General features: G+C 59.9%; 25 protein-coding genes and 1 pseudogene. 13 read left to right on the forward strand and 13 right to left on the reverse strand.

All coding sequences use genetic code 11. The annotated features are described in order from the left end of the window. Position 1: 1 nt before the first annotated feature. From K3819_RS12125 to K3819_RS12145, 5 genes are all read right to left on the reverse strand, one after another. The gene (locus K3819_RS12125) at positions 2-799 is read right to left on the reverse strand and encodes a MipA/OmpV family protein (protein WP_221399388.1); all 798 of its coding nucleotides are present in this window, start codon (positions 797-799) and stop codon (positions 2-4) included. Between the two features lie 100 nt (positions 800-899). Then, a complete protein-coding gene (locus tag K3819_RS12130) occupies positions 900-1388 on the reverse strand; it encodes a GFA family protein (protein WP_221399389.1) in 489 nt (162 codons plus the stop codon). An 86-nt stretch (positions 1389-1474) separates the two neighbouring features. Continuing rightward, positions 1475-2092 (reverse strand): DNA-3-methyladenine glycosylase, encoded by a 618-nt coding sequence (locus K3819_RS12135; protein ID WP_221399390.1) that lies wholly within the window; start codon positions 2090-2092, stop codon positions 1475-1477. Between the two features lie 3 nt (positions 2093-2095). Beyond that, entirely contained in the window at positions 2096-2893 is a 798-nt protein-coding gene (locus K3819_RS12140; RefSeq protein ID WP_221399391.1) for an isocitrate lyase/phosphoenolpyruvate mutase family protein, read from the reverse strand. Between the two features lie 23 nt (positions 2894-2916). After that, on the reverse strand, positions 2917-3999 hold the full coding sequence (locus K3819_RS12145; RefSeq protein WP_221399392.1) for a bifunctional transcriptional activator/DNA repair enzyme AdaA: 1083 nt from the start codon (positions 3997-3999) through the stop codon (positions 2917-2919). A gap of 109 nt (positions 4000-4108) precedes the next feature. Between K3819_RS12145 and K3819_RS12150 the strand changes: the two genes are divergently transcribed. After that, a complete protein-coding gene (locus K3819_RS12150) occupies positions 4109-4522 on the forward strand; it encodes a VOC family protein (RefSeq protein ID WP_039770856.1) in 414 nt (137 codons plus the stop codon). Here K3819_RS12150 and K3819_RS12155 read toward each other — a convergent pair. Beyond that, entirely contained in the window at positions 4519-5139 is a 621-nt protein-coding gene (locus tag K3819_RS12155; RefSeq protein ID WP_085613047.1) for a LysE family translocator, read from the reverse strand. The genes K3819_RS12150 and K3819_RS12155 overlap by 4 nt on opposite strands. Before the next feature lie 275 nt (positions 5140-5414). Here K3819_RS12155 and K3819_RS12160 point away from each other — a divergent pair, with 275 nt between their 5' ends. Next, the gene (locus K3819_RS12160; protein WP_085613048.1) at positions 5415-6020 is read left to right on the forward strand and encodes a biliverdin-producing heme oxygenase; all 606 of its coding nucleotides are present in this window, start codon (positions 5415-5417) and stop codon (positions 6018-6020) included. Continuing rightward, positions 6017-8254, forward strand: coding sequence for an ATP-binding protein (locus tag K3819_RS12165; protein WP_221399393.1), 2238 nt, complete (start codon positions 6017-6019; stop codon positions 8252-8254). Before K3819_RS12160 ends, K3819_RS12165 begins: the two co-directional genes overlap by 4 nt. A gap of 8 nt (positions 8255-8262) precedes the next feature. Here K3819_RS12165 and K3819_RS12170 read toward each other — a convergent pair whose 3' ends face one another. Beyond that, positions 8263-9018, reverse strand: a complete 756-nt coding sequence (locus K3819_RS12170) for a type 1 glutamine amidotransferase domain-containing protein (protein ID WP_221399394.1) — start codon at positions 9016-9018, stop codon at positions 8263-8265. 141 nt (positions 9019-9159) lie between these two features. Between K3819_RS12170 and K3819_RS12175 the strand changes: the two genes are divergently transcribed. Next, on the forward strand, positions 9160-9786 hold the full coding sequence (locus tag K3819_RS12175) for a LysE family translocator (protein ID WP_221399395.1): 627 nt from the start codon (positions 9160-9162) through the stop codon (positions 9784-9786). A 1-nt stretch (position 9787) separates the two neighbouring features. Here K3819_RS12175 and K3819_RS12180 read toward each other — a convergent pair whose 3' ends face one another. Then, on the reverse strand, positions 9788-13441 hold the full coding sequence (locus K3819_RS12180) for a hypothetical protein (RefSeq protein WP_085613052.1): 3654 nt from the start codon (positions 13439-13441) through the stop codon (positions 9788-9790). A 687-nt stretch (positions 13442-14128) separates the two neighbouring features. Between K3819_RS12180 and K3819_RS12185 the strand changes: the two genes are divergently transcribed. Both K3819_RS12185 and K3819_RS12190 read left to right on the forward strand, forming a co-directional pair. Then, positions 14129-14500 (forward strand): DUF6124 family protein, encoded by a 372-nt coding sequence (locus K3819_RS12185; RefSeq protein WP_085613053.1) that lies wholly within the window; start codon positions 14129-14131, stop codon positions 14498-14500. A gap of 185 nt (positions 14501-14685) precedes the next feature. Continuing rightward, positions 14686-15423, forward strand: a complete 738-nt coding sequence (locus tag K3819_RS12190; protein ID WP_085613054.1) for a hypothetical protein — start codon at positions 14686-14688, stop codon at positions 15421-15423. A 38-nt stretch (positions 15424-15461) separates the two neighbouring features. Here K3819_RS12190 and K3819_RS12195 read toward each other — a convergent pair whose 3' ends face one another. The 4 genes from K3819_RS12195 to K3819_RS12210 all read right to left on the reverse strand — a co-directional run bounded on the left by K3819_RS12195 (position 15462) and on the right by K3819_RS12210 (position 18811). After that, positions 15462-16295: an AraC family transcriptional regulator gene (locus K3819_RS12195; RefSeq protein WP_221399396.1), complete on the reverse strand. Its 834-nt coding sequence runs from the start codon at positions 16293-16295 to the stop codon at positions 15462-15464. A gap of 35 nt (positions 16296-16330) precedes the next feature. Further along, positions 16331-16834, reverse strand: coding sequence for a VOC family protein (locus K3819_RS12200; protein WP_085613056.1), 504 nt, complete (start codon positions 16832-16834; stop codon positions 16331-16333). Positions 16835-16952: 118 nt separating this feature from the next. Then, positions 16953-17624, reverse strand: coding sequence for a bifunctional 2-polyprenyl-6-hydroxyphenol methylase/3-demethylubiquinol 3-O-methyltransferase UbiG (locus K3819_RS12205; protein ID WP_221399397.1), 672 nt, complete (start codon positions 17622-17624; stop codon positions 16953-16955). A gap of 38 nt (positions 17625-17662) precedes the next feature. Further along, positions 17663-18811 carry a GGDEF domain-containing protein gene (locus tag K3819_RS12210; protein WP_085613061.1) on the reverse strand — a complete coding sequence of 383 codons (1149 nt, stop codon included), beginning with the start codon at positions 18809-18811 and terminating at the stop codon, positions 17663-17665. A 110-nt stretch (positions 18812-18921) separates the two neighbouring features. On the opposite strand from K3819_RS12210, the gene K3819_RS12215 reads away from it, so the two are divergent. Next, positions 18922-19314 carry a GFA family protein gene (locus tag K3819_RS12215; protein WP_221399398.1) on the forward strand — a complete coding sequence of 131 codons (393 nt, stop codon included), beginning with the start codon at positions 18922-18924 and terminating at the stop codon, positions 19312-19314. Positions 19315-19352: 38 nt separating this feature from the next. On the opposite strand, the gene K3819_RS12220 is transcribed toward K3819_RS12215, so the two are convergent. Continuing rightward, positions 19353-20183, reverse strand: a complete 831-nt coding sequence (locus K3819_RS12220; RefSeq protein WP_221399399.1) for an alpha/beta fold hydrolase — start codon at positions 20181-20183, stop codon at positions 19353-19355. Between the two features lie 240 nt (positions 20184-20423). Between K3819_RS12220 and K3819_RS12225 the strand changes: the two genes are divergently transcribed. From K3819_RS12225 to K3819_RS12250, 6 genes and pseudogenes are all read left to right on the forward strand, one after another. Beyond that, positions 20424-20879, forward strand: a complete 456-nt coding sequence (locus K3819_RS12225) for a (2Fe-2S)-binding protein (protein ID WP_085613064.1) — start codon at positions 20424-20426, stop codon at positions 20877-20879. Between the two features lie 17 nt (positions 20880-20896). Further along, positions 20897-23059 carry a xanthine dehydrogenase family protein molybdopterin-binding subunit gene (locus K3819_RS12230; protein WP_064595483.1) on the forward strand — a complete coding sequence of 721 codons (2163 nt, stop codon included), beginning with the start codon at positions 20897-20899 and terminating at the stop codon, positions 23057-23059. 1 nt (position 23060) lies between these two features. Further along, on the forward strand, positions 23061-23639 hold the full coding sequence (locus tag K3819_RS12235) for a hypothetical protein (protein ID WP_085613065.1): 579 nt from the start codon (positions 23061-23063) through the stop codon (positions 23637-23639). Positions 23640-23700: 61 nt separating this feature from the next. Continuing rightward, the gene (locus K3819_RS12240) at positions 23701-24666 is read left to right on the forward strand and encodes a sensor domain-containing diguanylate cyclase (protein WP_064595489.1); all 966 of its coding nucleotides are present in this window, start codon (positions 23701-23703) and stop codon (positions 24664-24666) included. A gap of 144 nt (positions 24667-24810) precedes the next feature. Continuing rightward, positions 24811-24993, forward strand: a pseudogene (locus K3819_RS12245) (LysR family transcriptional regulator); the annotation flags it as partial. Positions 24994-25206: 213 nt separating this feature from the next. Continuing rightward, positions 25207-26418 carry a hypothetical protein gene (locus tag K3819_RS12250; protein WP_143492978.1) on the forward strand — a complete coding sequence of 404 codons (1212 nt, stop codon included), beginning with the start codon at positions 25207-25209 and terminating at the stop codon, positions 26416-26418. Positions 26419-26434 lie beyond the last annotated feature (16 nt).

Genomic DNA, 26434 nt, shown 5'->3' on the forward strand with positions numbered 1-26434 from the left:
ATCAGAAGCTGTAGACCACTTGTCCGGCCAGCGAGGTCTGCAACCGGCGTTCGACAATCGGGCTGTCGGCCGCTTCGTGGCTCAGGTACTGCACCGCCAGAACGGTCGATACGCTCCATTGCTCATTCAGCGGCAACGACCAGGTCAGGTCCGCACCGCGACTGACCAGCCCACCTCGAGCGTTGTAGGCCCGGAACTGGCTGCGCGAGGCCTGGGCATCGCTGACGCCGTACCAAGTGCGCATGTAATTGCTGTCGCCGAACTGGCTGTTGAGGCCGCCGGTGACTTTGCCGAAACGTCCTTCGTAGAGCGGCGCGCTGATGCTCAGCTTGAGGCGGTTCCACGATGAGCCGGTGTCATGGTCATCGTCATCCTTTTCCAGCGCATGTTCGAAACTCGCGCCGAGGATGATCGGGCCCATGTGATACGTGCCGTCGAGCCCGATCACCGGGCGCGACTTGATCGAACCCATGCCGTTGAGCTCGTCCGAGCCTTTGAATCCGGTCTTGCGATCCTTGCGCACGTCGCTGGCGCCGACGTAGACGCTGAGGCCGAAATCCTCTTCGTCGAAGCCCCAGCCGAGGCCCCGGCTGCTGTCGAGAAACACACCATAGGGGCTGACGATTTCGACCCCCACCAATGGCGCCACTACCCGTTCATCACTGCCGCTGTAACGCGGCGCACTGGCGGCCCCGGCACGCAGGGTGGCGTGCCAGTCTTCGGCGCGCAGCGAATCGCCCGGCAGCAGCAGGCAGAGGGAAGTCAGGGACAGCGAAAATGTGCGTAACGAAACCGGCATGGGGCACCCGAGGGGAAATTGGATGCGCCCATGCTAGTGAGGGGGCGGCCGGCAATCTTTGGCAGCTTTGTCGGGAAACTGTCGAAGACTGTGAAGGCGGTTATCGGGTCAATTTCAGTCGTTCGTGCCATTGGGCGATGGATTCTTCCGGGTAGACCTCGAATTGCTGGTCCCTGGCGCTCGCCTGCACTTCGACCCACGGGGCTTTCGAGCCGAGCATCAGATGAGTGTGTTCCGGCGGCACCGGCAGCGGTGTGTCGATGGCCGAGGCGAACGGGTGGATCAGCTCCGGCCATTCCGGGCTGAACAGCCACAGGCCGCTGCCGCACTGCGAGCAGAAGTGCCGCTCGGCGCTGCTGCGGTGGGCGCGGGCGTCGCCTGCGTCTTTCATTTTCGCGTGGTAGATCGTGATGTATTTGCGCCCGCGCACCTTGAGGCTGGCCGCATCGCCGCCCAGGTTGATCGCAAAACCTCCACCGCCCTGGGTCATGCGGCAGATCGAGCAGTAGCAGCGCTGATAAGGGTAGGGGTGGGCGCTGTCGAGGGTGAATGAAACCGCGCCGCAGTGGCAGGAGCCTTCGAGGTGCATGAGTGGCCTCCGGTGTTTTTTGTCGGTGCGGTTCAGCCTGGAAGAGATGGGGTGAGTGTGCTGCTCGTGATGAGCGATAACGCGTTCTACGGCTTGGCTACCCGCCACAAATACCATGCCGCCACCGTGCGAAACGGGCTCCACGCCAATCCGATGTCAATCATCTGCTTGCGCGTCGGTTGCACCTCCAGCCCCTTTAACCGCCGATACCCCTCGCGAACCCCAAAGTCATCCGCCGGCAGAATATCCGGGCGTTCCAGGCTATAAATCAGCAACATCTCGACCGTCCAGCGCCCGACCCCGCGCAGGCTGACCAACCGCTCGATCAGCGCCTCATCCTCCATCGCCAGCGCGGTCGAGTAATCCGGCACCACACCGTCCAGGGTCGCCTGGGCAATCCCCTGAATCGTCGCAATCTTGCCTGCCGAAAACCCGCAACTGCGCAGTCGGTCGAAGCCCGTCGCCAGAATCTGCTCCGGACGCGGAAACGATTGCCCGGGAAACAATCCCACCAGCCGCCCGACAATCGCATCGCCCGCCCTGGCGTGCAGTTGCTGATAGGCAATCGCCCGCACCAGCGACTCATAGGGATCGCGCGTCGGATGCGGCTGATGCAGACAAGGGCCTATGGCAGCAATGTGGCGCTGCCAGTCGGCGTCGAGGCTGGCCAGAAACTCGCTGGCCGGTTGGTAGGGATCGGGCATGAGTTACTTCAGCAGACCGTTGACTTCGCCATAGGTGAAGGCCTTGAGGTCATGGGTGTCGAGCTTGCCGCTGGCGAGAAAACTCTTCACCAGCGAGCCCATGGCGCCGTACAGGAACTCGGCGATCCCGGAACCGGCGCTCAAGCGGCGCACGCCGAGGGTTCGCAGTTCTTCGGGAGAGGGCAGGCAAGCGAAGCCCAGGACGTTGACCGGCAGGGTCGTACCTTTGCAGATCGCTTCGATTTCGTAGGAGGACGTCACCCCGGCAGCGAACAACCCATCGGCCCCGGCTGCCTGATAGAGCGCGGCGCGGTGCAGGGTTTCGGCGACGCGATCCTCGGCAGGCACCAGGCTTTTCAGATAAACGTCGGTGCGGGCATTGATAAACAGCTTCGCATTGTGCTTCTCGGCCACTTGCCGCGCGACCTCGATCTTGCGCACCAGCAGTTCCGGCGTGCCGCTGCCGTCTTCGATATTGATCCCGACCGCACCCGCTGCGATCACGGCATCGATCACTTCAGCGACCCGGCGGAGGTCATCGGAATAACCGGCCTCGATGTCCACGCTCAACGGCACTTTGATGACCCGGGCAATTGACTCCACGCTGCTGATCAAACGCTCGAGCGGCAGGGTGTTGCCGTCCGGGTAACCGTGGGCCCAGGCGACCGCGGCGCTGCTGGTGGCGACCGCTTTGCCACCCAATTGCTCGACCAGTCGCGCGCCTGTGGCGTCGGCGACGTTGGTCAGGATCAGCAGGCCATCGTGGTGCAACTGGTGAAACTGAGTGTCGAGCGCGTTCATCGAGATCCCTTCTTGTCGGTTGTTCAGAAAGCCAGTTGTTGCGTCAGCTGCACGGCGGCATTTTCCAGCCTGAGCAAAAACGCCTTGCGCGGTTGTCCACCACCATAGCCCGTCAATGAGCCGTCCGCACCGATCACCCGATGGCATGGCACCACGATCGACAGCCGATTGTGCCCGTTGGCCAGCCCCACCGCGCGACTGGCGCCGGGTTTGCCCAGCCGTGCGGCGATGGTGCCGTACGTGCTGGTGTGGCCGTAGGGGATTTGCCGCAGTTCGCTCCAGACCTGGCGGGCAAACTCGCTGCCGGGCAGGTGCAGCGGCACGCTGAATTCGCTCAGCTTGCCGGCGAAATACAGCGCCAGTTCGTTTTCGATCTGCTGCAAATGCGCGTTGTGCCCCGGTGCGACCACGTAGCCGTAGCGGTTTTGCAGTTCCTCGACTTCCCGGGTCAGCGCCGGGCGGTCGAGAAACTCCAGCAGCACCAGTCCACGGCGTTCGGCCATGGCGATCATCGGCCCCAGCGGCGTGGTCAGGCGAGTGAACAGCAGCGGCTCGCTGGCTGCCGCGCGTCCCGGCGTGATGTGGAACGATTTCTGAAACGCATCGCGAAAACCGCTGAGGGATTCATAGCCGGAATCGAACGCGGCGTGGTCGATGGACGTGCCTTGCTTGATCCCGCCCAACGCCATGCCGAGCCGGCGGGTGCGCAGCCACGCGTGGAAGGTCATGCCGAAATGCTGCTTGAACCAGCGCCGCAATTTCAGCGGCTCGATGCCCTCGGCGAGCAATTGCGCATCGCTCCAGCGCAGTTCCGGATCGGCGTCGACCGCTTTGAGCAGCCGCTGCACCCAATCCGGAGCGATGGCGGCAGCATCCAGCGGTTTACAGCGCAAGCAGGCGCGGTAACCGGCGGACAGGCATTCGTCAGCGTGGGCGAAGAACTCGACATTTTCCGGTTTCGGCTTGCGCGCGGTGCAACTGGGGCGGCAGAAGATCCCGGTGGTTTTCACGGCCGTGAAGAACACGCCTTCATAGGCAGTGTCGCGTTCGAGCATGGCGCGAACCATTTCGGCGTGAGGGGGCAGGACAGCGGTCTGTATGTTCATGGGCCGAGGATAAAACCAGTTATTCGATGGCTCCACCGAAAAATCGACAGTGAATTTTCGGGCCGCTGCACTACAGTGATCGGGTCGCTACAACTCGGGAAATGAAGGTATGCCACCGTTCACGATTCAACACATCGATCACATCGTGCTGCGCGTTGCGGATCTGCAACGCAGCATTGATTTCTACGACCGGGTTTTCGGTGCCGAAGTGGTCAAACGCAATGAAAAGTTCGGTCTGGTGCACCTGCGCGCCGGTACGTCGATGATCGATCTGGTCGACCTCGACGGGGAAATCGGCCGCAAGGGCGGCGCCGCTGCCGGCAGCGAACGGCGCAATGTCGATCACTTCTGCCTGCGCATCGAGCCGTTCGATGAAGCGGCGCTGGTCAGTCATTTGCAAGCCTGCGGCCTGACCGTCGAAAAAGCCGCCACCCGTTTTGGCGCCGAGGGCTACGGCCTGTCGCTGTACTGCTTCGACCCGGATGGCAATCAGGTCGAACTCAAGGGCCCGTCCGAAGCTTAGGCGCGCTTGGCCATTAACAATACCGAAGCCGCCGCCGACAGCAGCCCGGCGCAGCAACGGTTGAAGATCCGTTTGCCGCGCGGCTCGGCGAACCAGCGGCGCATGTGCAGGCCCATGTAGGCGTAAGCGCTGATGGCGATCCATTCCAGCAGCAGGAACAACACGCCCAGCAGCATGAACTGCGGGGTGATGGCGCGGGCCGGGTCGACGAATTGCGGCAGGAATGCGGTGAAGATCAGTATTGCTTTGGGATTGCCTGCCGCCACTAAAAACTCCTGACGCGCCAGGGCCAGAAGCCCGTTTGACGGCGCTGCAACCGCGTCTTCGGTGGCAGGATTGGCCCGCCACAGCTGCCACGCCAGATACAACAGATACCCTGCGCCAATAATCTTGATCCCATAGAACAACAGTTCAGACGTTTGCAGCACCACCGCCAGCCCCGCCGCCGCGAGGGCGATCATCCCGGCGAACGCCAGCAACCGACCGATCCCGGCCACGCAGGCGCGACGATAGCCGTAGCGGGTGGCATTGCTGACCGACAGCAGGTTGTTCGGCCCCGGCGCCATGTTCAGGGCAAAACAGGCGGGCAGGAACAGGGAGAGGGTGGCAAGATCCATGGGGCGGGCTCCGGTGACGGGAGCGGTATTTTTATCACGCGGGCGTGGGGGCCTGAACCGTACAGTCAGGCGGCAGAGTCGCAGTACAGCGATGGACGGGCGTCAATCCGTTCGAACTTTCTGCGCTCTCGTCAACTCTGAAACCGTCACAGGGTGATGAATCCGCCAGAAAAAAATCATCTGGCGGGTCAGAAAGGCCAATTGCCGTGTAAGCTTTCGCGCAATGCTTCTCCATTCCCCCATGGCCCCAGGCGGCCCACTGTACGAGCGACTACATGCAAGCAAAGGCCCGCGAGGTTCATGTACCACCGGTGTTGCAGGATCTGCGCGCCGGCACGGCCGAACTGCACATTGCTCTGGAAAAACGCCTTCCTTTCTTCTCCGATACCCTTGATCTGCAGGCTTTCGAGCGATTGATGCGCGCCTATTACGGCTTCTATCAGCCACTGGAAAGCGCATTGCAGGACAGCGGCGAGATCCCCGCCGATTTCGATCTGGTTTCGCGCCTCAAGACCCCGACCCTGCAACGCGATCTGCAGGCGCTGGGCGCAAGCGGCGGAGAGTTTTCGCTCTGCCGCCAGTTGCCCGCCATCGACTCCGCCGCCGCCTGCCTTGGCGTGCTGTACGTGCTGGAAGGCGCAACCCTTGGCGGACAGATCCTGCGCCGGGAGATCGCCACGCGGTTGAATCTCGGCGCGGACAACGGCGCAGCGTTTCTGGACATCTACGGCGCTGCCACGGGCCGGCGCTGGCGCGATTTCATCGAATACCTGGGCAGTCGCCCGATGGACGCCGACGAGCGTGAAGCCGTCGTGGCGGCCGCCCACACTACATTCAGCTGTTTCGAGCAGTGGCTCGAAAGCCAGGAGGTTCTGGTATGAACCCGCAAGACAAAGAAGCCTTTGAAGAGTTGCTGGCCAACTGTGCCGACGAGCCGATCCGCTTTCCAGGCGCAATCCAGCCGCACGGTTTGCTGCTGACCCTGAGCGAGCCGGACCTTTCGATCATTCAGATCAGCGCCAACGTCGAGACCCTGCTCGCACGCCCGGCGCAAGAGCTGATCGGCCAGCCCCTGCAAAGCCTGATCGGCGATGCCCATGCCGCACAGGTTCGCCAGGCCTTGCAGCAACCGGCCCTGTCCGATGCGCCGCCGCTGCACTTTCGCCTCAACGGCACCGCGTTCGAAGGCTTGGTGCACCGGCATCAGGATGTGCTGATTCTGGAGCTGGAAATCCACGTCGAAAACTTCCAGCCGCGTAACGTCGCCGGCACAGAAACCCATCTGGGGCGGATGCTCGCGCGCCTGCAAAAGGCCCAGAGCCTGCAGGCGCTGTATGACATCAGCGTCAAGGAAATCCAGGCCATGACTGGTTACGACCGGGTATTGATCTACCGTTTTGAGGAAGAGGGCCACGGTCAGGTCATCGCCGAAGCGTCCGATCCGTCGATGGAAGTCTTTAACGGTCTGTTTTTCCCGGCCTCCGACATCCCCGAGCAGGCCCGGGAGCTGTACCGCACCAACTGGCTACGGATCATCCCGAATGCCGACTACCAACCGGTGCCGCTGGTGCCCAAGTTGCGCCCGGACACCCAGACCCCGCTGGACCTGAGCTTTGCGACACTGCGCAGCGTGTCGCCGATCCACTGCCAGTACATGAAAAACATGGGTGTGCTGTCCTCGATGAGCATTTCCCTGCTCAAGGGGGACAAGCTCTGGGGCCTGATCAGTTGCGGCAATCGCCAGCCGCTGCATGTACCGCATGAATTGCGTACCGCGTGCCAGACCATCGGCCAGGTGCTGTCGTTGCAGATCAGCGCGATGGAAGCACTGGAAGTCAGCCGTCAACGGGAAGAAAAAGTCGAAGCGCTGGCGCTGCTCAATCAGGCGATGATCGATTCGCCACAGAACGTCTTCGATGGCCTGGCCAACCAGCCACAAGTTTTGATGGCGCTGGCCAATGCCGGCGGCATCGCGATCATCGAAGACAAGCAATTGCACCGTTACGGCAACTGCCCGGAGCCGGAAGAGATTCGTGCCCTGCACAAATGGTTGCAGGAGCGTGGCGAGCCGGTGTTTGCCAGTCATCACCTGGCCAGCGTCTATCCGCCGGCCGCGCACTATCAGCAGGTCGCCAGCGGTGTGCTCGCCATGAGCCTGCCCAAACCGGTGGACAACGGCGTGCTGTGGTTCCGCCCCGAAGTCAAAGAGAACATCAACTGGAGCGGCGATCCGCGCAAGCCGCTGGACCTGGAAAACTCTGACGCCGGCCTTCGTCTGCGGCCGCGTACTTCGTTCGAAATCTGGAAGGTCGAGATGGCCGGGATCTCCACCAAGTGGAGTCACGGCGATCTGTTCGCCGCCAACGACTTGCGTCGCTCGGCCCTGGAAAATGATCTGGCCCGTCAGGTGCGCCGGGAGCAGGAAGCGGTGCGTGCCCGCGACGAGCTGGTGGCGGTGGTTTCCCACGATCTGCGCAACCCGATGACCGTGATCTCAATGCTGTGCGGCATGATGCAGAAGGCTTTCAGCTCCGACGGGCCGCACACCTCGCGGCGCATCTCCACCGCCATCGACACCATGCAACAAGCCGCCGGACGCATGAACACGCTGCTGGAAGACTTGCTCGATACCTCGAAAATCGACGCCGGCCGCTACACCATCGCGCCGCAGAAACTCGATGTCGCGCAGATGTTCGAAGAGGCGCAATCACTGCTCGCGCCGCTGGCGCTGGACAAGGACATCAGCATCTCGTTCGAGGCCGATCCCGACCTGAGCATCCATGCCGACCCCGAGCGGTTGTTTCAGGTGCTGTCGAATCTGGTCGGCAACGCGATCAAGTTCACTCCGCGCCTGGGCACGGTCGACGTGTATGCCAAATCGGTCGGTGACGACATCGTCTTCACGGTGCGCGACAGCGGCGAAGGCATTCCCAAGGATCACCTGCCGCACGTATTCGACCGTTACTGGACGGTGAAGGAAGGCAATCCGACCGGCACCGGGCTGGGCCTGTACATCACGCAGGGCATCGTCGAGGCCCATGGCGGGCAGATCGTTGCCGAGAGTGAGCCGGGGCAGGGCAGCGAATTCCGCTTCACCGTGCCGCGTCTGGACTGAAACGCGGATCAGCGCTCGGGTGGCTGCAACATGGCCACCCACTCGGCGGCGAATCGATGGCAGTCGCCGGGCCAGCGCGCCGTCAGCAGTTGGCCGTCGCGCACCACAAATCCTGATTGCAGTTTCTGCGCACAATCGCGTTTGGCGATCAGCGGCCCGCGTTTGAAGTCGGCTTTGCTGGCCAGCGCGGTTTTCACTTCCGCCTCGACGGTCTGCTTGTAGGTGCGGTAGTAGCGCCCCAGCCAGGCAGCCGTCATCAGCCACGCCGGCAGCTCCATGGTTGCCGCGAGCAATGCCGTCACTTTGCGCCCGAACAACACCGACCGCCCGGTATCGGGGTCGAGCGTCCGGGCCAGCAACAGCACGCCATGACACACCGCCGCCACGGGTTTTTCGGCCTTGAAAAATTGCAGGGCGATTTGCTGTGCCTGCATCGATTCCAACAGCGTGCGCATCCCTTTGGCGTGGCCGCCGGGAATCAGCAGACCCTCAAATTGGCTCGTATCGACATCGGCATACGCCAGCGGCTGCCTGAACGCTTCGGACTCGATCATCTGCGTGTAAATGCCCAGATCGGCCTTGCGCGTCATCAGCATCGGGCTCAACGGGCCGAAGCCGATATTCACCAACCGTGGATCGGCGTGGGCAGGCAAGCCTTGCGGCGTGGCAAAACGTACTTCGATGCCCGCATTGCGCATCGTCTGCCAGGGCACGCTGCTTTCGGTCGGGTCGTAATCGGCGGAGGGCAACAGAATCAGAATCATCGCGGGCAGACTTCCTGGTCAAAGTGGTCGCATAGCCAGAGCGTAGTGGGTCTGCGCGAGCGGGGGTAATTTCCTTCAATACCGCCTGCTGTGCGCCGGCTACCGTGAGCGCCTTGTTCCTCGATTTGAAGCAGGTGTGCGATGAGTCTGATTGTATCGATGGCGGCGTTTGCCCTGGCCGCGTCCATTACCCCGGGGCCGGTGAACATCGTGGCATTGAGTTCGGGGGCGCAATTCGGTTTTCGCGCCAGCCAACGGCATGTGGCCGGGGCGACGCTGGGGTTTGTGCTGTTGCTGGTGTTAATGGGCTTGGGGCTGCATGAAGTGCTCAAACTGTGGCCGTCGTTGACCCGCGTGGTGCAACTGGCCGGGGTCGCGTTTCTGCTGTTCATGGCCTGGAAACTGGCCACCGATGACGGCCAGTTGAGTGCAGGCGAATCGAAACGTGCGCCATCAATGCTCTATGGCGCAGTGATGCAATGGCTCAATCCCAAGGCCTGGCTGGCGTGCGTGGCGGGGATGGGCGCGTTTGTCGCCGATGGCGAAGCGCGGCTGGTGTGGCAGTTTGCGGCGGTGTATCTGGTGATCTGTTATCTGTCGGTGGGGTGTTGGGCATATGCCGGGACCTTCTTGCGCGGTTATCTAGGGAATCCGGCGGGGATGCGCTTGTTCAACCGGGTGATGGCGCTGCTGTTGGCGGTGAGTGCGATTTACCTGCTGGCGCCTCAAGCCCCGTGGGAATCACTCCCACGGGTATTTGCAGGTTGAATCAGTTCAGTCCGCTCAGGGCGTCTTCAGCCGCTTTACCTAAAGGATGAAAGCGATTTTTGCGCAGCTCCGCAATCGCATACACCGCTCGCGCCGTGCGCCCGTTGCCATCGACAAAGCTGTGATAACCGAGCATCGCCCCCAGCATCTGCCGGGAAAAATGTTCGCCCTCAGGATCCAGAGATTTGGCGTGTTGTTCCAGCAACGCTGCGCCTGAAACATTGGAAGGATAGCGTGCCTCCCCCGTTGGGCTGCGCAAGCCGCCGGCATCCTTGGGAGCAATGCGTTTGTGCAGCTCGGCGTATACCGCCGGATCGTTCAGTGGCTTGTTGTTACGGCTGAATTCGAGCAGAAGGTCCGTCACACGATCGACGTCGTTACGAGAACTGGATGCGTGAACAATCCAGGCCGCGGCGCGCTCTGTGTTATCGGTCAGCCCAGCGGGATTGAACTTCAGTTCATCCAGTATGCTGTCGAATGGCGCCTTGCCCAAATCCATGGTCAGCAGTGTGCGCTGGTGGTTGTGCATGAACTGCAGGTTTTTGTATTCAATGGTCAACGTCGTTTCGAACAACTCGGGCAGTGTCTTGTGATTGCTGAACTGGTGGAGATTAGCCAGCGTATATTTTTTCGCCTGTTGCCTGATCAGACTTTCGACCACTTGTGGATCCAGCACTTTCTTCAACGACTGGGCCGCGTCGGACTGGCGTGCAATGTCGCCCAATGTCTTTTCCAGCAGGTGCGCGATCTCCGACTCGGGAATCTTGCTCAATCGTTTTGCGTCGTTTGCATGCAGTTTCTGCAGAACCTGATGCGCATCCTCTATGAGATCATTTTTGAACAGTGCTCGAGCGTGAGCGACGGTATCCAGCGACGTTCGAAGTTGGGTAGCCGAGCCGGTGTGCTCAATGGCTTTGATCAGGTCGTAGCTGTTGGCACCGGTCAGAAACCTGAGTTGCTGCTTGGCTTGATGTGCCAGTGAGAGCGTATGGCCGCTCAGTTTCGTCAGCCCTCGTCCGATCAGTTTGCCACCCGCCTTGAGCAGTTGCGGCAAACCCGATAACGGATTGAACAGGCTGAGGGCCGTCTTTGCCAGAACCCGCGAAGCGGACAGCAGTTTGCCGGCGATGGCCGCAGCTTTGCTGGCGGCGGCAGCGATCGCCACAGGCGCAGTGAAAACGGTCATCGCCAGTACGGCGGCATCGACAATGCAGTCGAAAATTGCACCATTCTGTTTTTTTGGATCCCCTGAGCTCAGTCCTTCCACGCAGCCCTTGAAGGGAATGATCAGGTTGAGAATCACGTTGAAGATGGCATCGGTCTTTTCAATCGCCTTTTCCCGTACGGTTTGATTGAGACCCAGTTGGTGAATTTCGCTTTCGGTGATGTAAGGGTTCTTTTCGGCGATCAGGCGCGCAAGCGCCACAATGCGTTCAGAGCTGAAAGAGGGAATCGGATCGTAGTCATCGGTGTAGACACTGGCAGCAGCAAGCACACCAATCTTGCGTACGTTGATTCTCCTTTTAAGGCCGACCGAGGGGGCTACGTTCGTTAAGTAGGCCTTCAGATCGACAGGAACTTTTGTCATTTCTCGTTGATCGGCGAATCGGCTGTCGAGATTGAAGAAACCGCCGGAAACCAGCGGTGAAAAGAAACTTGTCAAATCCGGGTTGTAGCGACACTCCATGCGCAATGGAAACAACTCAAAGCATTTGATGGTGTGGTTGTGATGTGCGCACAAAATGACGCCGTAACGCCCAATTTCGCCAGGGGTGTAGGTGGCAGGTCTGACACCACCGCGTCCGTTGGTTCTTGCGGGTATGTAGTTGATTTTCTGAACGCAGTAAACGCCAATTGCAGCTTGTTTGAAAAATTCCGAATCCTGTAGAAACACATTGGAAATGGCGATCTGGGCGTTGCGTCTCAGGCCTTCGACAATGGCATTGAAGCTGCGGGATGTTTCTGTTTCATAAAGTTCGGCGACGGGAAACAGAGAGGGCAGGGACGGAAAGGATTTGTAGATACTGGTGCCTTTGATTCGGTCCCAATCTTGAGTGTGAAGCTCATCTCCCATGTAAAGATCCAGCACCGATACTTTCCTGCCGGCACCACCGCCACTGCCGCGATGTTTCACCAGCAGTTCATTGGGGTCGCAATTTCGTTCCTGTGACTTCAGCTCTTGCAGAGCCAGTTGTCTACGGTCGGGCAATGGCCTGGAAAATCGTTCGACAGCTTCCAGCATCATGTCGACGTACTGATCATATTCGCGTATGGCGTGCTTGATGTCCTTTGCGCTGAAGTTGCCTTGTGCATCCCGATTGATGAGTTCGTTCATCCATGCCCAGGTCACCACCGGATCCACTGAGCCTTCGGCCTGCAAAGCAGCCAGTGGCGCGAGTGATTTCGTTGACTGGCTGAATCCCATCAGATGCTGATAGGTCAATTGGCGGCTGACACCGGGTACCAGCGTTTCTACCAGATGCACAGCTTGCGTAGCGATCACCCAGGCCGGTGTCCCCATCTGCAGGCTGGGCGGCCAGTCGGTAAAAAGATATTCCGGCGCCATGCCTGCCAGGATCATTTGTGATACCAACGGGGCGAGCGCAGGCGCGACGTGCAGGTTCTTGATCAGATGCGCTTCCAGTTCCGTTCGAACCTGGGTCGGATGCTGTTTGAAGTAACGTCTGGAATACAGATCGAACCCGGCGAAGTGGGTATTGGTGATATCGAGCGTCGGGTCGAGATCAAGCAATATCGCGGCAACCGCCAGTTGCTCTGCGAGTTCAGTCGATTGTTGGGTGGCAGCTGCTTCATTAAGCCAGCCCAGTCGGGACAGATAATCTTGCCCGTGCCGGGACGCTGCACTTTCGAGCAATTGTTGAAGGCGGTAGTCCATGCTGGTTGTAGCGCCGTCGCTTGCTCCGGTCTCAATCAGCACGCGTCTGCCGAGGACATTGATGACGGCTTCAGAATACAGGGTAAAACTTTGTTTCAGATCAAGAATGATTGCCCGGTTGTTTCCCTCAAGCTTGAATGGCGACGTGTCTGGCGCGTCCAGTAATTGCCAATAGTTTCCATACTTCGGGGGCTCGGGCAATGTCGAGAAGTTCAACAGGTCCAGCAAGTCACGGGTCTCTTGTTCGTTTGTCGGTACTTGCAATCCGTTGAATCGCAGCCATTGGCCGACACTGATGTCGTCTCCTGACACGATCCATCCGCCGCTGGATGCGGCGACCCTGGCCAATAACCGCAGGTCGTCTTCGAAGTCCGCCTGACCTGCGACATCCACGGTGATATCCCGGAGAGAAACAAACGGGGTAGCAGGTCGGTCGTTGCTGGAAACCGAGCTTCGATGACTGAAGTAGAGCCGGCCTCGCTCATCCAGCAGAAAAATCGCGTTGTCCGGAATCTGGTGGCGAGCGCGGACAAAGTGAAAATCGTCGTGGCGAAGAAGTATGGAAAGCGAAAGTTTACCGCTGCGATGAATTCGCTCAAATATGCTGTCCTCCACGCACGGAACCAGAATTTCATCCCATTTCCAGCCAAGACGTTCATTGGCGTATTTATCACTGATAAAGTTTGTAATGGTCTGGCTTACTGTCTTCTTTTGAAGTGTGTTTTTGGAATCGTAAAGATAGTTGTCCATTGGCTTCATGATTCAGAATCCATTCTCTGATAGCGAAATAAATGAGATGTGGTGGTTGTTTATTGATTGTCATGCTTGTGCGGTAGACAGGTTTTTAGAGTAAGGCTCCAAGGAGAAAAGTTGGCGTGGATTAATGTTCGAAGTGTTTCTTTGTGGTGGCGCGAATAAGGAGGGAGAGACTGTTTTTAAAGACCTGAAGCTTTGTCGGCGATAAATATGTATATCTTTCCGGGTGTGTAGACTTATGAAAGTGACCGGGTAAACCCAGTTGAGCGCTCTGAATACAGATTTGAAATGGTACGAAAAAGAGTGGGGGAGCAATCAACTGTGGCGCAACGGAGGACTGGCTGGGGTGGTTTAAAGGTGTTTAAGAATACTTCCGGCAAGCCACAACACCTTGCGCCGCTGCCTACGCATCCGCCAGAATCCGCCGGCTTGTGCGCCTTGGGGGCGGGTTCTATTGTGGATCGGTCGCTGACGAATCAGCGATCGGGTTTCGCAGCCCGGATCAATCAAGGCGCCCAGAGCGTCGTTTCCGTTCAGCTTTTTTGGCTGATCGCGTAATGGCGGTTGTGCGCGGGATACCTTCGGGTATGCCGGGTTCCTTGATTCCCGGTCTGCGAACCCGCGTACAGCTGTCACCTCCCTTCGTTTCGCAGCGAATCGTGGCAGCTCCATCAATCAGGGAGTTTTACCATGATCAAACCAACGCCAAACCCGCCTGAAACCGACCCGACTTCGCCCTACGAAACCCTCGATTCCAAGAAATTCCACGAAGCCGCCGAATGCGCCCTCGATCACTACCTCAATCCGCTGCTCCCCCGAAAACCGCTGCTCAAACCCAACACCCGCTACCTCATCGCCCCCGGCATCGACAGCGAAGAACTGCTGGCCGACGCCTGCGAAACCCTGACCTCGGCCAAAACCATGGCCACCGACTTCGCCGGCTTGGTGGACGGCTCGCATCGGCATGTGCTGCTGGGGATTGCGCAACTGATCATGCTGGGGGAGCTGGCGGTGAATCGGGCGCTGGATAATCTGGAGGTGACAGCGGAGTCGACTGTCTGATGCGTTGAACAAGAAACGGCCTGCAGGCCGTTTTTTTCTGTCTGGAAAAGCGGATGAACCACCATGACCACTCATCGCTACTGTCAGAGTTGACAGTAGCGTGACTCTGGCCGGTGGGTGTTCGATGGCATATGTCGAATGTGGTCAATGCTGCGTCGGCCTACCTGCCAACAAGGAGCGTTTCCATGACAAGCCAGACTCCAAGCTTCGCCGGGTGCACTACTTATCCCGGTGGAACCCCTATTTTGAACGGGGGACAAACTTCATCCACGGGCATTGAGCTGATAAGTCGGGATGGCGTGCCCCATAGTCCATTCGAGATACTCGACAATAACGTTGTTGTGAGTAAGCCGAACAGTCAATTCAATGCCAGTGGTGCATTCGTCGAGCAGTTTCAGGGTCTAGCTCTGGGGGGGCATCACTACCAACTGCGCGCAAATGCCAGTTCGTTGCCGACCTCCGAGTGGAGGTTGACGGTCAGCCAGCAGGCGTTGGGCGAGAACTTCGAAACAGTGCCACAGCAAGTGATTGTTCAACCCGGGCAAATCATTGATTGCCCGACCATGACTATCTCGTTTACAGGGCCTGGTGCCGTGGCGATCGGTACTTACAATTACCCGATGCCGCCGATTTCAGGGCATTTCGTTTTTATCAGTCCCAATAATCAGTCCACGGAGCGCACGCAGTTTCGGCTCAAGTCAACTTACTCTCGGGTCAGCTTCTGGTACACGTCCACGCTGCGTCCCGCTACGGCTTACAGTTACGACGGTAACGGTAATTTGCTGGAAACCAGACCCATGCAACTGCTTAATATTCCAGCGACGGCACAAATGCTCTTCACTGTGCCCGGGATCAGAACCGTCGAGATTGCCGGTACTTTGAGAGACAACCTTATCGTGGACAATTTCGAGTTTGTTGTCTGATTCACGGGAGCGAGAACAGCATTGAAGCTGCACGGTTCTCACCCCCGATACTGCCCCGGCGTAGCCGCCAAATGCTGCTTGAACGCCCGCTGAAAATGCGCCTGATCGGCAAACCCCGCCTCTAGCGCCACATCCGCAATCAACTGCCCGCGCCGCAGACGCTCGCGGGCGAACTGGATGCGCTGGTTGACCAAAAACGCATGGGGCGTCATGCCGAAGTGCTGTTTGAAAGCACGGATCAGGTACGACGGTGACAGTTCGGCAGCGGCGCAGATGTCGTCGAGGCTGAGCAGGTCGGTGCAGTGCTGGCGGATGAAGTCGGCGGCACGTTCGAGTTTGAAATTCGGTTCGCGGATGGGTTGTTCGATGGGGTTCAGGCGCAGTTGCAGCTCGCTGAAAAACTCCACGGCGGCGCTCTGTTTGCGCAGCACGTCTTGCTGATCGTCGACCAACACGCCGTACAACCCATTCAAGTCGCGATACAGGTGGGCGTCATTCAAATGGGTATCGGAAAACCGCCGAAATTCGAGCTCCGCGCTGAACCCCAACTGATGCTGCAGATCGGTCAGCCACGGCGTTTCCACGTACAACATCAAATACGACCACGGCTGATCATCGATCGGGTTGCACGCGTGCACGTCCCCCGGATTCATCAGCACCACCGTGCCGGCCGCCACCTCGAACGAGGATTGCTCATGCACATAGGTGCTGCGCCCGGCGGTGATCGCGCCGATGGAAAAGTGCGCGTGGGAGTGTCGTGAATAGCAGACCTCACGCCCGTCGGCGATCGCCCGCGCTTCGATGAAGGGCAGGGCGTCGTCGCGCCAGAAGCGCGGGGCTTGTTCGGAGTTTTTGGCGGCAGCGTGTTTCATTGTTGGGGTTCTCGGCAGGCCAGTGCCCGAGTGTATTAGCTCTGGCCGGCGAAGGCTCGTTCGAGTTCGGCGATGTCGAGTTTTTTCATCCCGAACATGGCCTGCATTGCCCGTTGGGCTTTGGTCTGGTCGGGGTCGGTCATCATGTGCATGAACGCCACCGGCACGATCTGCCACGACACGCCGAACTTGTCCTTGAGCCAGCCGCATTGCTGCGCTTGCACCGGCCCGCCGGCGCTGAGGTTACCCCAGAAATGGTCGACTTCCTCCTGGTTCTGGCAGTTGACCTGAAACGAAATCGCCTCGTTGAACGTAAACACCGGGCCGCCGTTGAGCCCGGTGAAGGTCTGGCCGTCGAGTTCGAAACTGACGGTCATCACCGAGCCTTCCGGGCGGCCATGGAATTCCTGGCCGACCTTGCTGTAGTGGGTGAGGGCGGTGATTTTCGAATGATCGAAGATCGAGCAGTAAAACTTCGCCGCCGCTTCCGCCTGATCGTCGAACCACAGGCACGGCGTCAGCTTTTGAAAGCGTTGCATGGCAGTCATCCTCGGCAGGTTGGACACGCTGGTTTAATAGCGTAGTCAGTCTGTGGTCGGCTGGCAGCGCAACGGGCCGAATGGTCAATTGCTGCGAATCAAGCCGAGGCTCCAGGGTTTACCCGCGACGCTCGGCAATCATCAGCAACGATTGCGGCACCGGGCTTTGCGGATGTTGCGGTTCGCGCAGGCCGGTCAACTGCAGGCCGGCCATGTCCAGCGCATTCAGCCAACTGGACAGGGTGCGGAAATACCATGGCATCGGCTGCCACTGGCCTTTGAACCCGTCGAAGGTTTCTTCCCGCCAGCCATCCTGATAATCACCGGCGGCCGCCGACCACGGATGCAGCGTCTGGATCACCAACGCACCGCCCGGCACGAGCAGTGCATGCATCGCCGCGAGCAGCGGAATGATGTCCTGATGCAGCAGGGAAAAATTGGCGCAGATCAGGTCGTAATCGCGGCCAATGTCGACCTTCGCCTCAACCAAGTCTTCGTAGCTGGCGACCTGCACGGGCGATGAACCGGCCACTCGCGCGGCCTCGACCAGCGTCACATCGCCGTCTACGCCGACCGCCTCCAATCCTCGCTCGGCCAGCGCCCGCAACAGCCAGCCCTCACCGCATCCGAGATCGAGCACGCGCTCCGGCTGGCGCCCCATCACCGCCAGCAACATGGCCTGATCGGTCACCTGCCGGCGACTCTCGATGGCGCCGCTGCGCACGGCTTCGGTCCAGGCCCGGGCGTTGTGGTGCCAGCTCTGGAGCAGGGTGGATTCAGGCGAGGACATGACGGACTCCGGGATCACGGGATGCAGGCAAGGATAGGTCAGGTGTAGTCGGCCAGTTGAATCCGGTTGCGACCGCCGCGCTTGGATTCGTAGAGCGCGCTGTCACCCTGTTCGATCAACGCTGCGAGGCTGGCCGGCGGCTGATCGAACACTTTGGCGCCGATGCTCAGGGTGACGGCCTGCGGGGTGGTGTAGCTCTGGGAAGTCATCTGCTGAAACTGCTTACGCAGCGCACAGCCCAGATCCATGATCTGGGCGTGGGACGCATCGCCCAGCAGCATCACGAATTCGTCACCGCCCAACCGCGCCGCCAGTGCGCCTTTGGGCAGCACCGCGCGGATCATTTCGCTAAGGGCGATGAGCAACCGGTCGCCGGCGGTGTGGCCGTACAGGTCGTTGATCAGTTTGAAATTGTCGATGTCGATCAGCAGCAGCGCGCCCGGGCGGGCGCTGGAGACTTCGTCGAGCAGGCGCGGTGCGCGGACTTCCAGGGCGCGGCGGTTGTACAGCGCGGTCAGCGGGTCCCGGGCGGCCAGTTCGGCAATCTGTTTTTCCCGCCGGTAGCGCTCGGTGCCGGTCATCGACAGCGCGATCAGCATGATCGCCATCGCGCCCTCTACCAGGGAAATCTGAATGATCTCGCCGCGCAGCGACGCCAGATCGATCAGCGTGCCTGGAATCACCGCGATGATCGCCTTGGTGAAATAGAACGCGCCGTGGATCAGCAACACATAACGCAACTGCACCGCGCCGACGCTCAACGACTTGCCATGAGGGCGCAGCAAGAGGCTGGCCCGCAGCATCGATGCGGCCACCAGCAGCGAGTTGGCCATCAGCATGATCTTCGACCACGACGGGTCTTCCGGTAACAGCAGCAACGAAAGCCAGAGCAGGAACATCAAGTACCAGGCCCGCGACAACCGTCGCTGCGTAAACCGCGCGACCCCGAGCAGAAACAGCCAGTGCGCGACCACCAGCAAGCCGTTGGCGAACCAGATGCCGATCAGCGGATAGCCGTTGGCGCGCAGCAGGGCCAGGCTAGAGCCGACGGTGATGGTGGCGAAACCGGCGCTCCAGAGCAGCAGGGAAGATTCGCGGATACTGCGCCATTCGACCGCCAGATACAGGGCGGCCGCCGCGGCCAGGGCGGTGGAAATGGTGAGCATCGTGAGAGGATCGAGCGCCATGAAAGGACTGGTCTGCCTGGATAGTGTTAATGGGCCACGATTGTAAGCGTTCCCCCAATGGGCTGCTATTTTCACTCACCGGATATTCCATTTTCAGGCGGAGGTGTCCCATGGACCGATTGACCGGCGGTTGTCTGTGCGGCGAAGTGCGGATCGAGGCGTCAGGGCGACCCTACAGGGTTGGCGTTTGCCATTGTCTTGACTGCCGCAAACACCAGGGCGCGCTGTTTGCCGCGTCGGCGATCTTTCCCGAGACGGCGGTAACGATCAGCGGCGAGACCCATGACTACGCGGGGCGACATTTCTGCCCGCGCTGTGGCTCGTCGGTGTTCGGCCGCAGTGGCGATGAAGTCGAGGTCAATCTCGGCGCGCTGGATGCACCGGATCAATGCCAGCCCACGTACGAGCTGTGGACGGTGCGTCGCGAGTCTTGGTTACCGGCCTTTCCATTGGCCAGACACTACGTGCGCGATCGCGACAGAACGGGGCGAACCGAAGAATAGCCGGGGTCAGGCAGGGCGCCTGACCCCGGCGGATATGATCAGCCGCGAATGAACGCCAGCAAATCCGCGTTGATCGTCGCAGCCTCGGTGGTCGGCATCCCGTGGGGGAAGCCCGGATAGATCTTCAGCGTGCTGTTTTTCAGCAGTTTCGCCGACAGCACGCCGGCGTTTTCATAAGGCACGATCTGGTCATCGTCGCCGTGCATCACCAGCACCGGGATCGAGATGCTTTTAAGATCAGCGGTGAAGTCGGTCTGGGAAAAGGCAACGATGCCGTCGTAGTGAGCTTTGGCGCTGCCGATCATGCCTTGGCGCCACCAGTTCGCAATGATCCCTTCGGATGGATTGGCGCCGGGGCGGTTGTAGCCGTAGAACGGCCCACTGGGCACGTCGCGATAGAACTGCGCACGATTGGCTGCCAGTTGCGCCTGAAGATCGTCGAACACTGATTTGGGCAGGCCGCCGGGGTTGCTCTCGGTTTTCACCATCAGCGGCGGCACGGCGCTGATGATCGCGGCTTTCGATACCCGATCCTCGCCATGCCGGGCGATGTAGTGAATCACTTCGCCGCCACCGGTGGAGTGGCCCACATGCACGGCTTTCTGCGTCCCCAGATGATTGACCACCGCCGCCACATCATCGGCGTAGTGATCCATGTCGTGGCCGTCCCAGACCTGGCTCGAACGTCCGTGGCCCCGTCGATCATGGGCCACGACCCTGAATCCCTGCGCCAGGAAGAACAGCATCTGCGCATCCCAGTCGTCCGCGCTCAGCGGCCAGCCGTGGTGGAAGTGAATGACCGGGGCGTCCTTGGGCCCCCAGTCCTTGTAGAAGATTTCGACGCCGTCTTTCGTTGTGACAAATCCCATGTTCGCGACTCCTGGAAAGTGTGAAAGGGCAGTTCTTGCGGTGACAAGCGGTATCAACTGTAGGAGCAAAAACGACACCCTGATCGATGATTTTCCGAACGGTGCCGGATGACCGGTGGTCGCGGCGGCTGGTCGTCGGGTCAAAATGCGCTTAGCTGAAAGGGATAAGCCGAGGCGCGCACCGCCAACGATGGCCGTAGCAGCGCCCTTCAGAACACCGTGAGTCTGAGGAAATCCCCGATGCTGACCTTGAACATCAATGGCAAGGATCAGGAGCTCGATGTCCCCGCGGACATGCCGTTGCTCTGGGTCCTGCGCGATGTCGCGCACCTGACCGGTACCAAATTCGGCTGCGGCATGGCCCAGTGCGGTGCCTGCACCGTGCACGTCGATGGCGCACCGCTGCGCTCGTGTATCACCCCGGCCACGGCTGTCGCCCATGGCCAGAAAATCCTCACCATCGAAGGCCTGTCCAGCGACGGTTTGCACCCGGTGCAGCAGGCCTGGGCCGAACTGGACGTGGTGCAATGCGGCTACTGCCAGTCCGGGCAGATCATGTCCGCCGCCGCATTGCTGGCGAAAATTCCCAAACCCACCGACAGCGATATCGATCAGGCGCTCTCCGGCAACATCTGCCGCTGCGGCACCTATCCAAGAATCCGCGCGGCGGTCAAACGTGCTGCCGACATCGGCTGAACGAAGGGAGGTGGGTGATGAACAGTCCAGTATCCCGTCGCGGATTTCTCAAGGGCAGCGCCGTGCTTGGCGGTGGTCTGGTGGTGGCGTTCGTGGTGCCTGGCGGCAACCGCTTTGCCATGGCGGCCGAGAATGAAGGCAAGGTGTTTGCGCCGAACGCGTTCCTGCGCATAGCGGCAGATAACAGCGTCACCGTGCTGCTCGGCCATTCGGAAATGGGCCAGGGCATCTGGACCGGCCTGACCATGTTGATCGCCGAAGAGCTGGACGCCGACTGGTCGAAGATTCGCGTTGAGCACTCGCCAGCCTCGGCGGCGGATTACGGCATGCCCGGTTTTGGCGGAATGCAGATTACCGGCGGCTCCACTTCAACCTGGATGGAGTTCGACCGTTACCGCCTCGCCGGCGCCACCGCCCGGCAGATGCTGATCGAGGCGGCGGCCAAGCGCTTCAACGTGGCGCCGTCGACGATTCGCACCGAAGCCGGCGTGGTGATTGCCGGCGATAACCGCGCCACCTACGGCGAGCTGGCGGACGCCGCCGGTCAACTGCCGGTGCCGGATCCGAAGTCGATCACCTTTAAAGAAGCCAAGGACTGGAAAGTCATCGGCAAACCCACCAAACGCCTCGACACCCCGGAAAAAATCACCGGTCGCGCCAAATTCGGCATGGACGTGCAGTTCGACGGATTGATGACCGCGATGGTTGCCCGAGCGCCGGCGTTCGGCGCCACGGTGAAATCCTTCGAAGGCGCTGAGGCGTTGGCGATTCCCGGCGTGCACAAAGTGGTGCAAGTGCCGACCGGTGTGGCGGTGGTCGCCGAGCATTACTGGGCGGCGAAACTCGGTCGCGATGCGCTGAAGGTCGATTGGGATCTGGGGCCGAACGCTGATCTGAGCAGTGAAAAGCTGTTGGCGAGTTTCCGCAAACTGGCGGCCACACCGGGCACCTCGGCGGCGCAGGCCGGCGATGCCAAGGGCAATTTCGGCAAGGCAGCGAAGAAAATCGACGTCGAATACAGCGTGCCGTACCTGGCTCATGCGCCGATGGAACCGCTCAACTGCACGGTGAAGATCAGCGCCGACAAATGCGAGATCTGGACTGGCACCCAGTTCCAGACGCTGGACCAGATGGTCGCCGGCAAAATCACCGGGCTCAAGCCGGAGCAGGTGGAGATCCACACCGAATTTCTCGGTGGCGGTTTTGGTCGCCGAGCCAACCCGACCTCGGACTTTGTCGCCGAAGCGGTGCAAGTGGCCAAGGCTGCTGCGATGCCGGTGAAAACCGTGTGGTCGCGCGAAGACGATATTCGCGGTGGTTACTACCGCTCGATGTTTCTGCATCAGGCGAAGATCGGCCTCGGCGCCGACGGCCTGCCGCTGGCCTGGCAGCACGTGCTGGTCGGGCAGTCGATCATGGCCGGCACCATGCTCGAGAAAACCATGGTCAAGAACGGCGTCGACCAGACCTCGGTCGAAGGCGTTTCCGACAGCCCGTACATCAAGGGCCTGGCCCATCATCAGGTCGACCTGCATTCGCCGACCACCGGCATCAACGTGCTCTGGCTGCGTTCGGTGGGCCATAGCCACACCGCGTTTGTCATGGAGTCGCTTATCGATGAAATGGCCACGGCGGCGGGCAAGGACCCGGTGGAGTACCGACGAACGCTGCTCAAGGATCACGCCCGGCATCTCGGCGTGTTGAACCTGGCGGTGGAGAAGGCCAACTGGAAAGCCCCGCTGCCGGACGGCCATGCGCTGGGCGTGGCGGTGCATGAGTCGTTCGGCAGTTACGTGGCGCAGGTGGCGGAAGTGTCCCAGGACAATCTGGCGATCCGCGTGCATCGGGTGGTGTGCGCGGTGGACTGCGGGATTGCGGTCAACCCGCAGAGCATCGCGGCGCAGATGGAGTCGTGCATCACCTTCGGCCTGGGCATGGCGCTGCACAGCAAACTGACGCTCAAGGACGGCCATGTCGTTCAGTCCAACTATCACGACTATCAGGTGTTGCGGCTCAATGAAATGCCGCTGGTCGAGGTGCACATCGTGCCGAGCAGCGAGAAGCCCGGCGGCATCGGCGAGGCGGGTGTGCCGCCCACGGCGCCGGCGGTGGCCAACGCAGTGTTCGCCCTGACCGGGCAGCGCCTGCGGGAACTGCCACTGCAAATGTCGGGGGTGTGAGATGAAACGACATCTGTTGTTGGGCACGGTGATTCTGCTTGGGCTGGGCGGTTACGCCTCGGATCTGTTTGCCGACGATCAGGACGCCTTGAAAGCTTTCGGCACGGTGCAGAAAGTCTTCCAGAGCCCGCGCTGCCAGAACTGCCACATTCCCGGTGATTCGCCGTTGCAGTTCGACGCCGGCATCCCCCACGCGATGAACGTGGTGCGCGGCATGGACGGCAAGGGCGCCGCCGGTTTGCCCTGCGCCACCTGCCACGCCGAAAGCAATCCGCCGGCCAGTTACGGCCCTCACGCGCCACCGGGTGCGCCGCACTGGAGCCTGCCGCCGGCCGCGCACAAAATGGCCTGGATCGGTCTGCCGCCGGATCGTTTGTGCGCAATGATCAAGGACCGCGCCAGCAACGGTGACCGCGATTTCGCCGCGCTGATCAAACACGTCAGCGAGGACAAACTGGTGCTCTGGGGCTGGAGTCCCGGGGCAGGGCGCGCGCCGGTGCCGGTGCCGCACGATATCTTCGTGACCCAGTTCAAGCTTTGGGCCGATGCAGGCGGGCCGTGTCCGGTGGCCGGCGAATGAGAGGTTGAGTCATCGCTGATTCGGGCTACGCTCAACTGCATCGACGACAAAGGAGTGTGTGATGCTGGTACCCGGCAAACCCGCCAATGAAGCTGTCCGAGTTCAAGTGCTGCATGATTTGAAATTGCTCGATTCCGCACCGGAAGAGCGCTTCGACCGGCTGACGCGACTGGCCAAGCGGCTGTTCAACGTGCCGATCGCGCTGGTCACGCTGGTGGACAAGGAGCGGCAATGGTTCAAGTCCTGCGTGGGTCTGGACACGACCGAAACGCCACGCTCTGTTTCATTCTGTGGCCATGCGATTCTCAGGGACGAGCTCATGCTGGTACCTGACGCCCGAGAGGACGAGCGTTTCCACGACAACCCTTTGGTTACCGGGGAGCCGAACATCCGGTTTTACGCCGGTTATCCGCTGACCGTACCCAGCGGCAACAAGATGGGCACTTTGTGCCTGATCGACACCAAACCCCGCGATCTCGACGAAGAGGAGCGTGCCCTGTTGCGCGATCTGGCCGGCATGGCCGAGCAGGAACTGATGGCCGTGCAGATGGCGAGCATGGACGAGCTGACGCTTCTGTCCAACCGTCGCGGCTTCAAGATGCTGGCCCAGCACGCGCTGGACGCCTGCGCACGGCTGGAAAAACCGGCAACGCTGCTGTTTTTCGACCTCAATGACTTCAAGCAGATCAACGACCTTTACGGCCATGCCGAGGGCGACAGCGCGCTCAAGACTTTCGCCGATGTGCTGCGCATCGCCTTTCGCGAGAGCGATGTGGTGGGACGGCTAGGCGGTGATGAGTTCGTGGCGTTGCTGACCGGCTCAAGCCATGTCGAAACGACGGCGATCATGGCGCGACTCAAGGAAATCCTCGAAGAGCGCAATGCCACGTTGCACCGCGGCTACGCGATTCGCTTCAGCGTCGGCCAGATCGAATACAACCCGCAGCGCCATGACACCGTGGATAAGTTGCTGGCGGATGCGGATGCGGCAATGTATGAGCACAAGCAGGCGTTGAAGCGTTGCTAGTGCTGACCTCATAGCGAGCAAGCTCGCTCCCACAGCAGGCGTATTTCAACGGTTGGGATGAACTGAGTCTAGCGCCGTGCTTTTCGATTGAAAGACGATAGTTTTTGCGCCGAGCTCAAATTATTTCGATCAGTCTAGACGCCCATGCTGCGTGAACTGAAAACCTTTCTGGCGGTGGCACGGCATGGCACGTTTGCGGCGGCCGGTCTGCATGTCGGCCTGGCGCAATCAGCTGTCAGCGCGCAGATCCGCAATCTGGAGCAGGCCTTGGGCGTGCGTCTGTTCGATCGCACCGGGCGGCATGCGATTGATCATCCAGCGATACAGCTGCCGCAACTTGCCGCTGCGAATAATGTTCAGCAAATGTCTGCAGATCGAAAGCGAAAAGCCTTTCTGATGAAAGTCAACTGTCAGTCCTGACAGTGTCTTTATCTGTTATCAGGCGTTAGCGTGGGCGCTGTAAAAGACATTCTGCCGGAGTCGGGAAGACTGGTTGTTTTTTCTCAGGGCGGAGAATATTGACAATCAGAGGAAAACCCCATGTCAACCCTGGCCAAAACACATCGCAATGCTGGTGATCTGGATCCAACTTTTGCCAAAAATGGAGTCATTCATATCGGACCAGGCAGTTGCGGCTCCGTGGTGGAGACAAAAACTGGACGTATTGTTTATGTTCATGATTCGGGAGACGGATTGAAGCTGATTCGGGCCTACGGCGATGGTTCTATCGACCCTTCATTCGCGAATCCACCTTGGCAATATGGGCCAAAATATTCCGCTTCGCGTCAACTTGCCATTCAAGACGATGACGGTATCGTTGCTATCGGTAGCACTGGCGATGGCTTTAACCGGTTAGCTGCAGTCACGAAGTTCAATGAGCACGGCAGTCAGAATCTGGTCTTTGGCACGAAAATCTTTCCCGACATTCCACTTGACCCTGGGCAAAGTGTGACAACTCACGAAGCAAAGGGTTGTGCCCTCTCCGATGGGCGTGTCCTGTTGGGTCAAAGCCACATTCTGCATGATGGAACAGGAGCTCCCGTTAAGGGGAGTGGAACCATCCGCTGCTATCTCCCTAATGGCGATCTTGACGATACATTCGGTGGAAATGGCGAAGTTAAGATCATATTCGACAACGCACGCTACTCGAGTATCGAGAGCATCAAGCCGAAGCTGCAGGGAGGGTTCATAGTCAGTGGATCGCTCGATAACTCCACCGGCAATGAATCAGAAGCCAAAAGTGTTCTGGCTAGTTATGACGAAAGCGGAAAGTTGGACAAAGGGTTTGCAACAGGCGGTCTGTACAAGATTTCTGAGGGATTCAGTTTATTTAACAACATAGGCGTATCGCGTCACGGAATAACCTTTGCGGCATCCGTACACTCTGCCGAAGGAATTAGCGTCGCAACTGTACGCTTGCAGAATGATGGAACGCCCGATCCCCGTTTCAACAATGGCCAAGTACTGTGGACCGACATTAATGGACGCTTCGTGACTATTCAAAACGTGGTCGTTCCACCAGATGGAAGCATCATTGTGGGGGTGCGTTCCGACCTTGTGCTGACCCTTCTGCGTATTCTGGAAGACGGTAAACTCGATGATAACTTCGGGGTTGGAGGCGTTGCCAGGTTGGAGGGGTGGCGCATGAATGACTGCATCGTCCAGAGCAATACAGGGAGAATCATCGCTGCTGCTGACGAGATTGATCCTGCGGGTAAACCGCCGGCGCAGGTGTTGGGTTTCGTGGGATGAAGGGGACCCGCGAGCA

Origin of the sequence: Pseudomonas sp. 3-2, from assembly GCF_019710535.1 — a bacterium.
GTDB lineage: Bacteria > Pseudomonadota > Gammaproteobacteria > Pseudomonadales > Pseudomonadaceae > Aquipseudomonas > Aquipseudomonas pharyngis.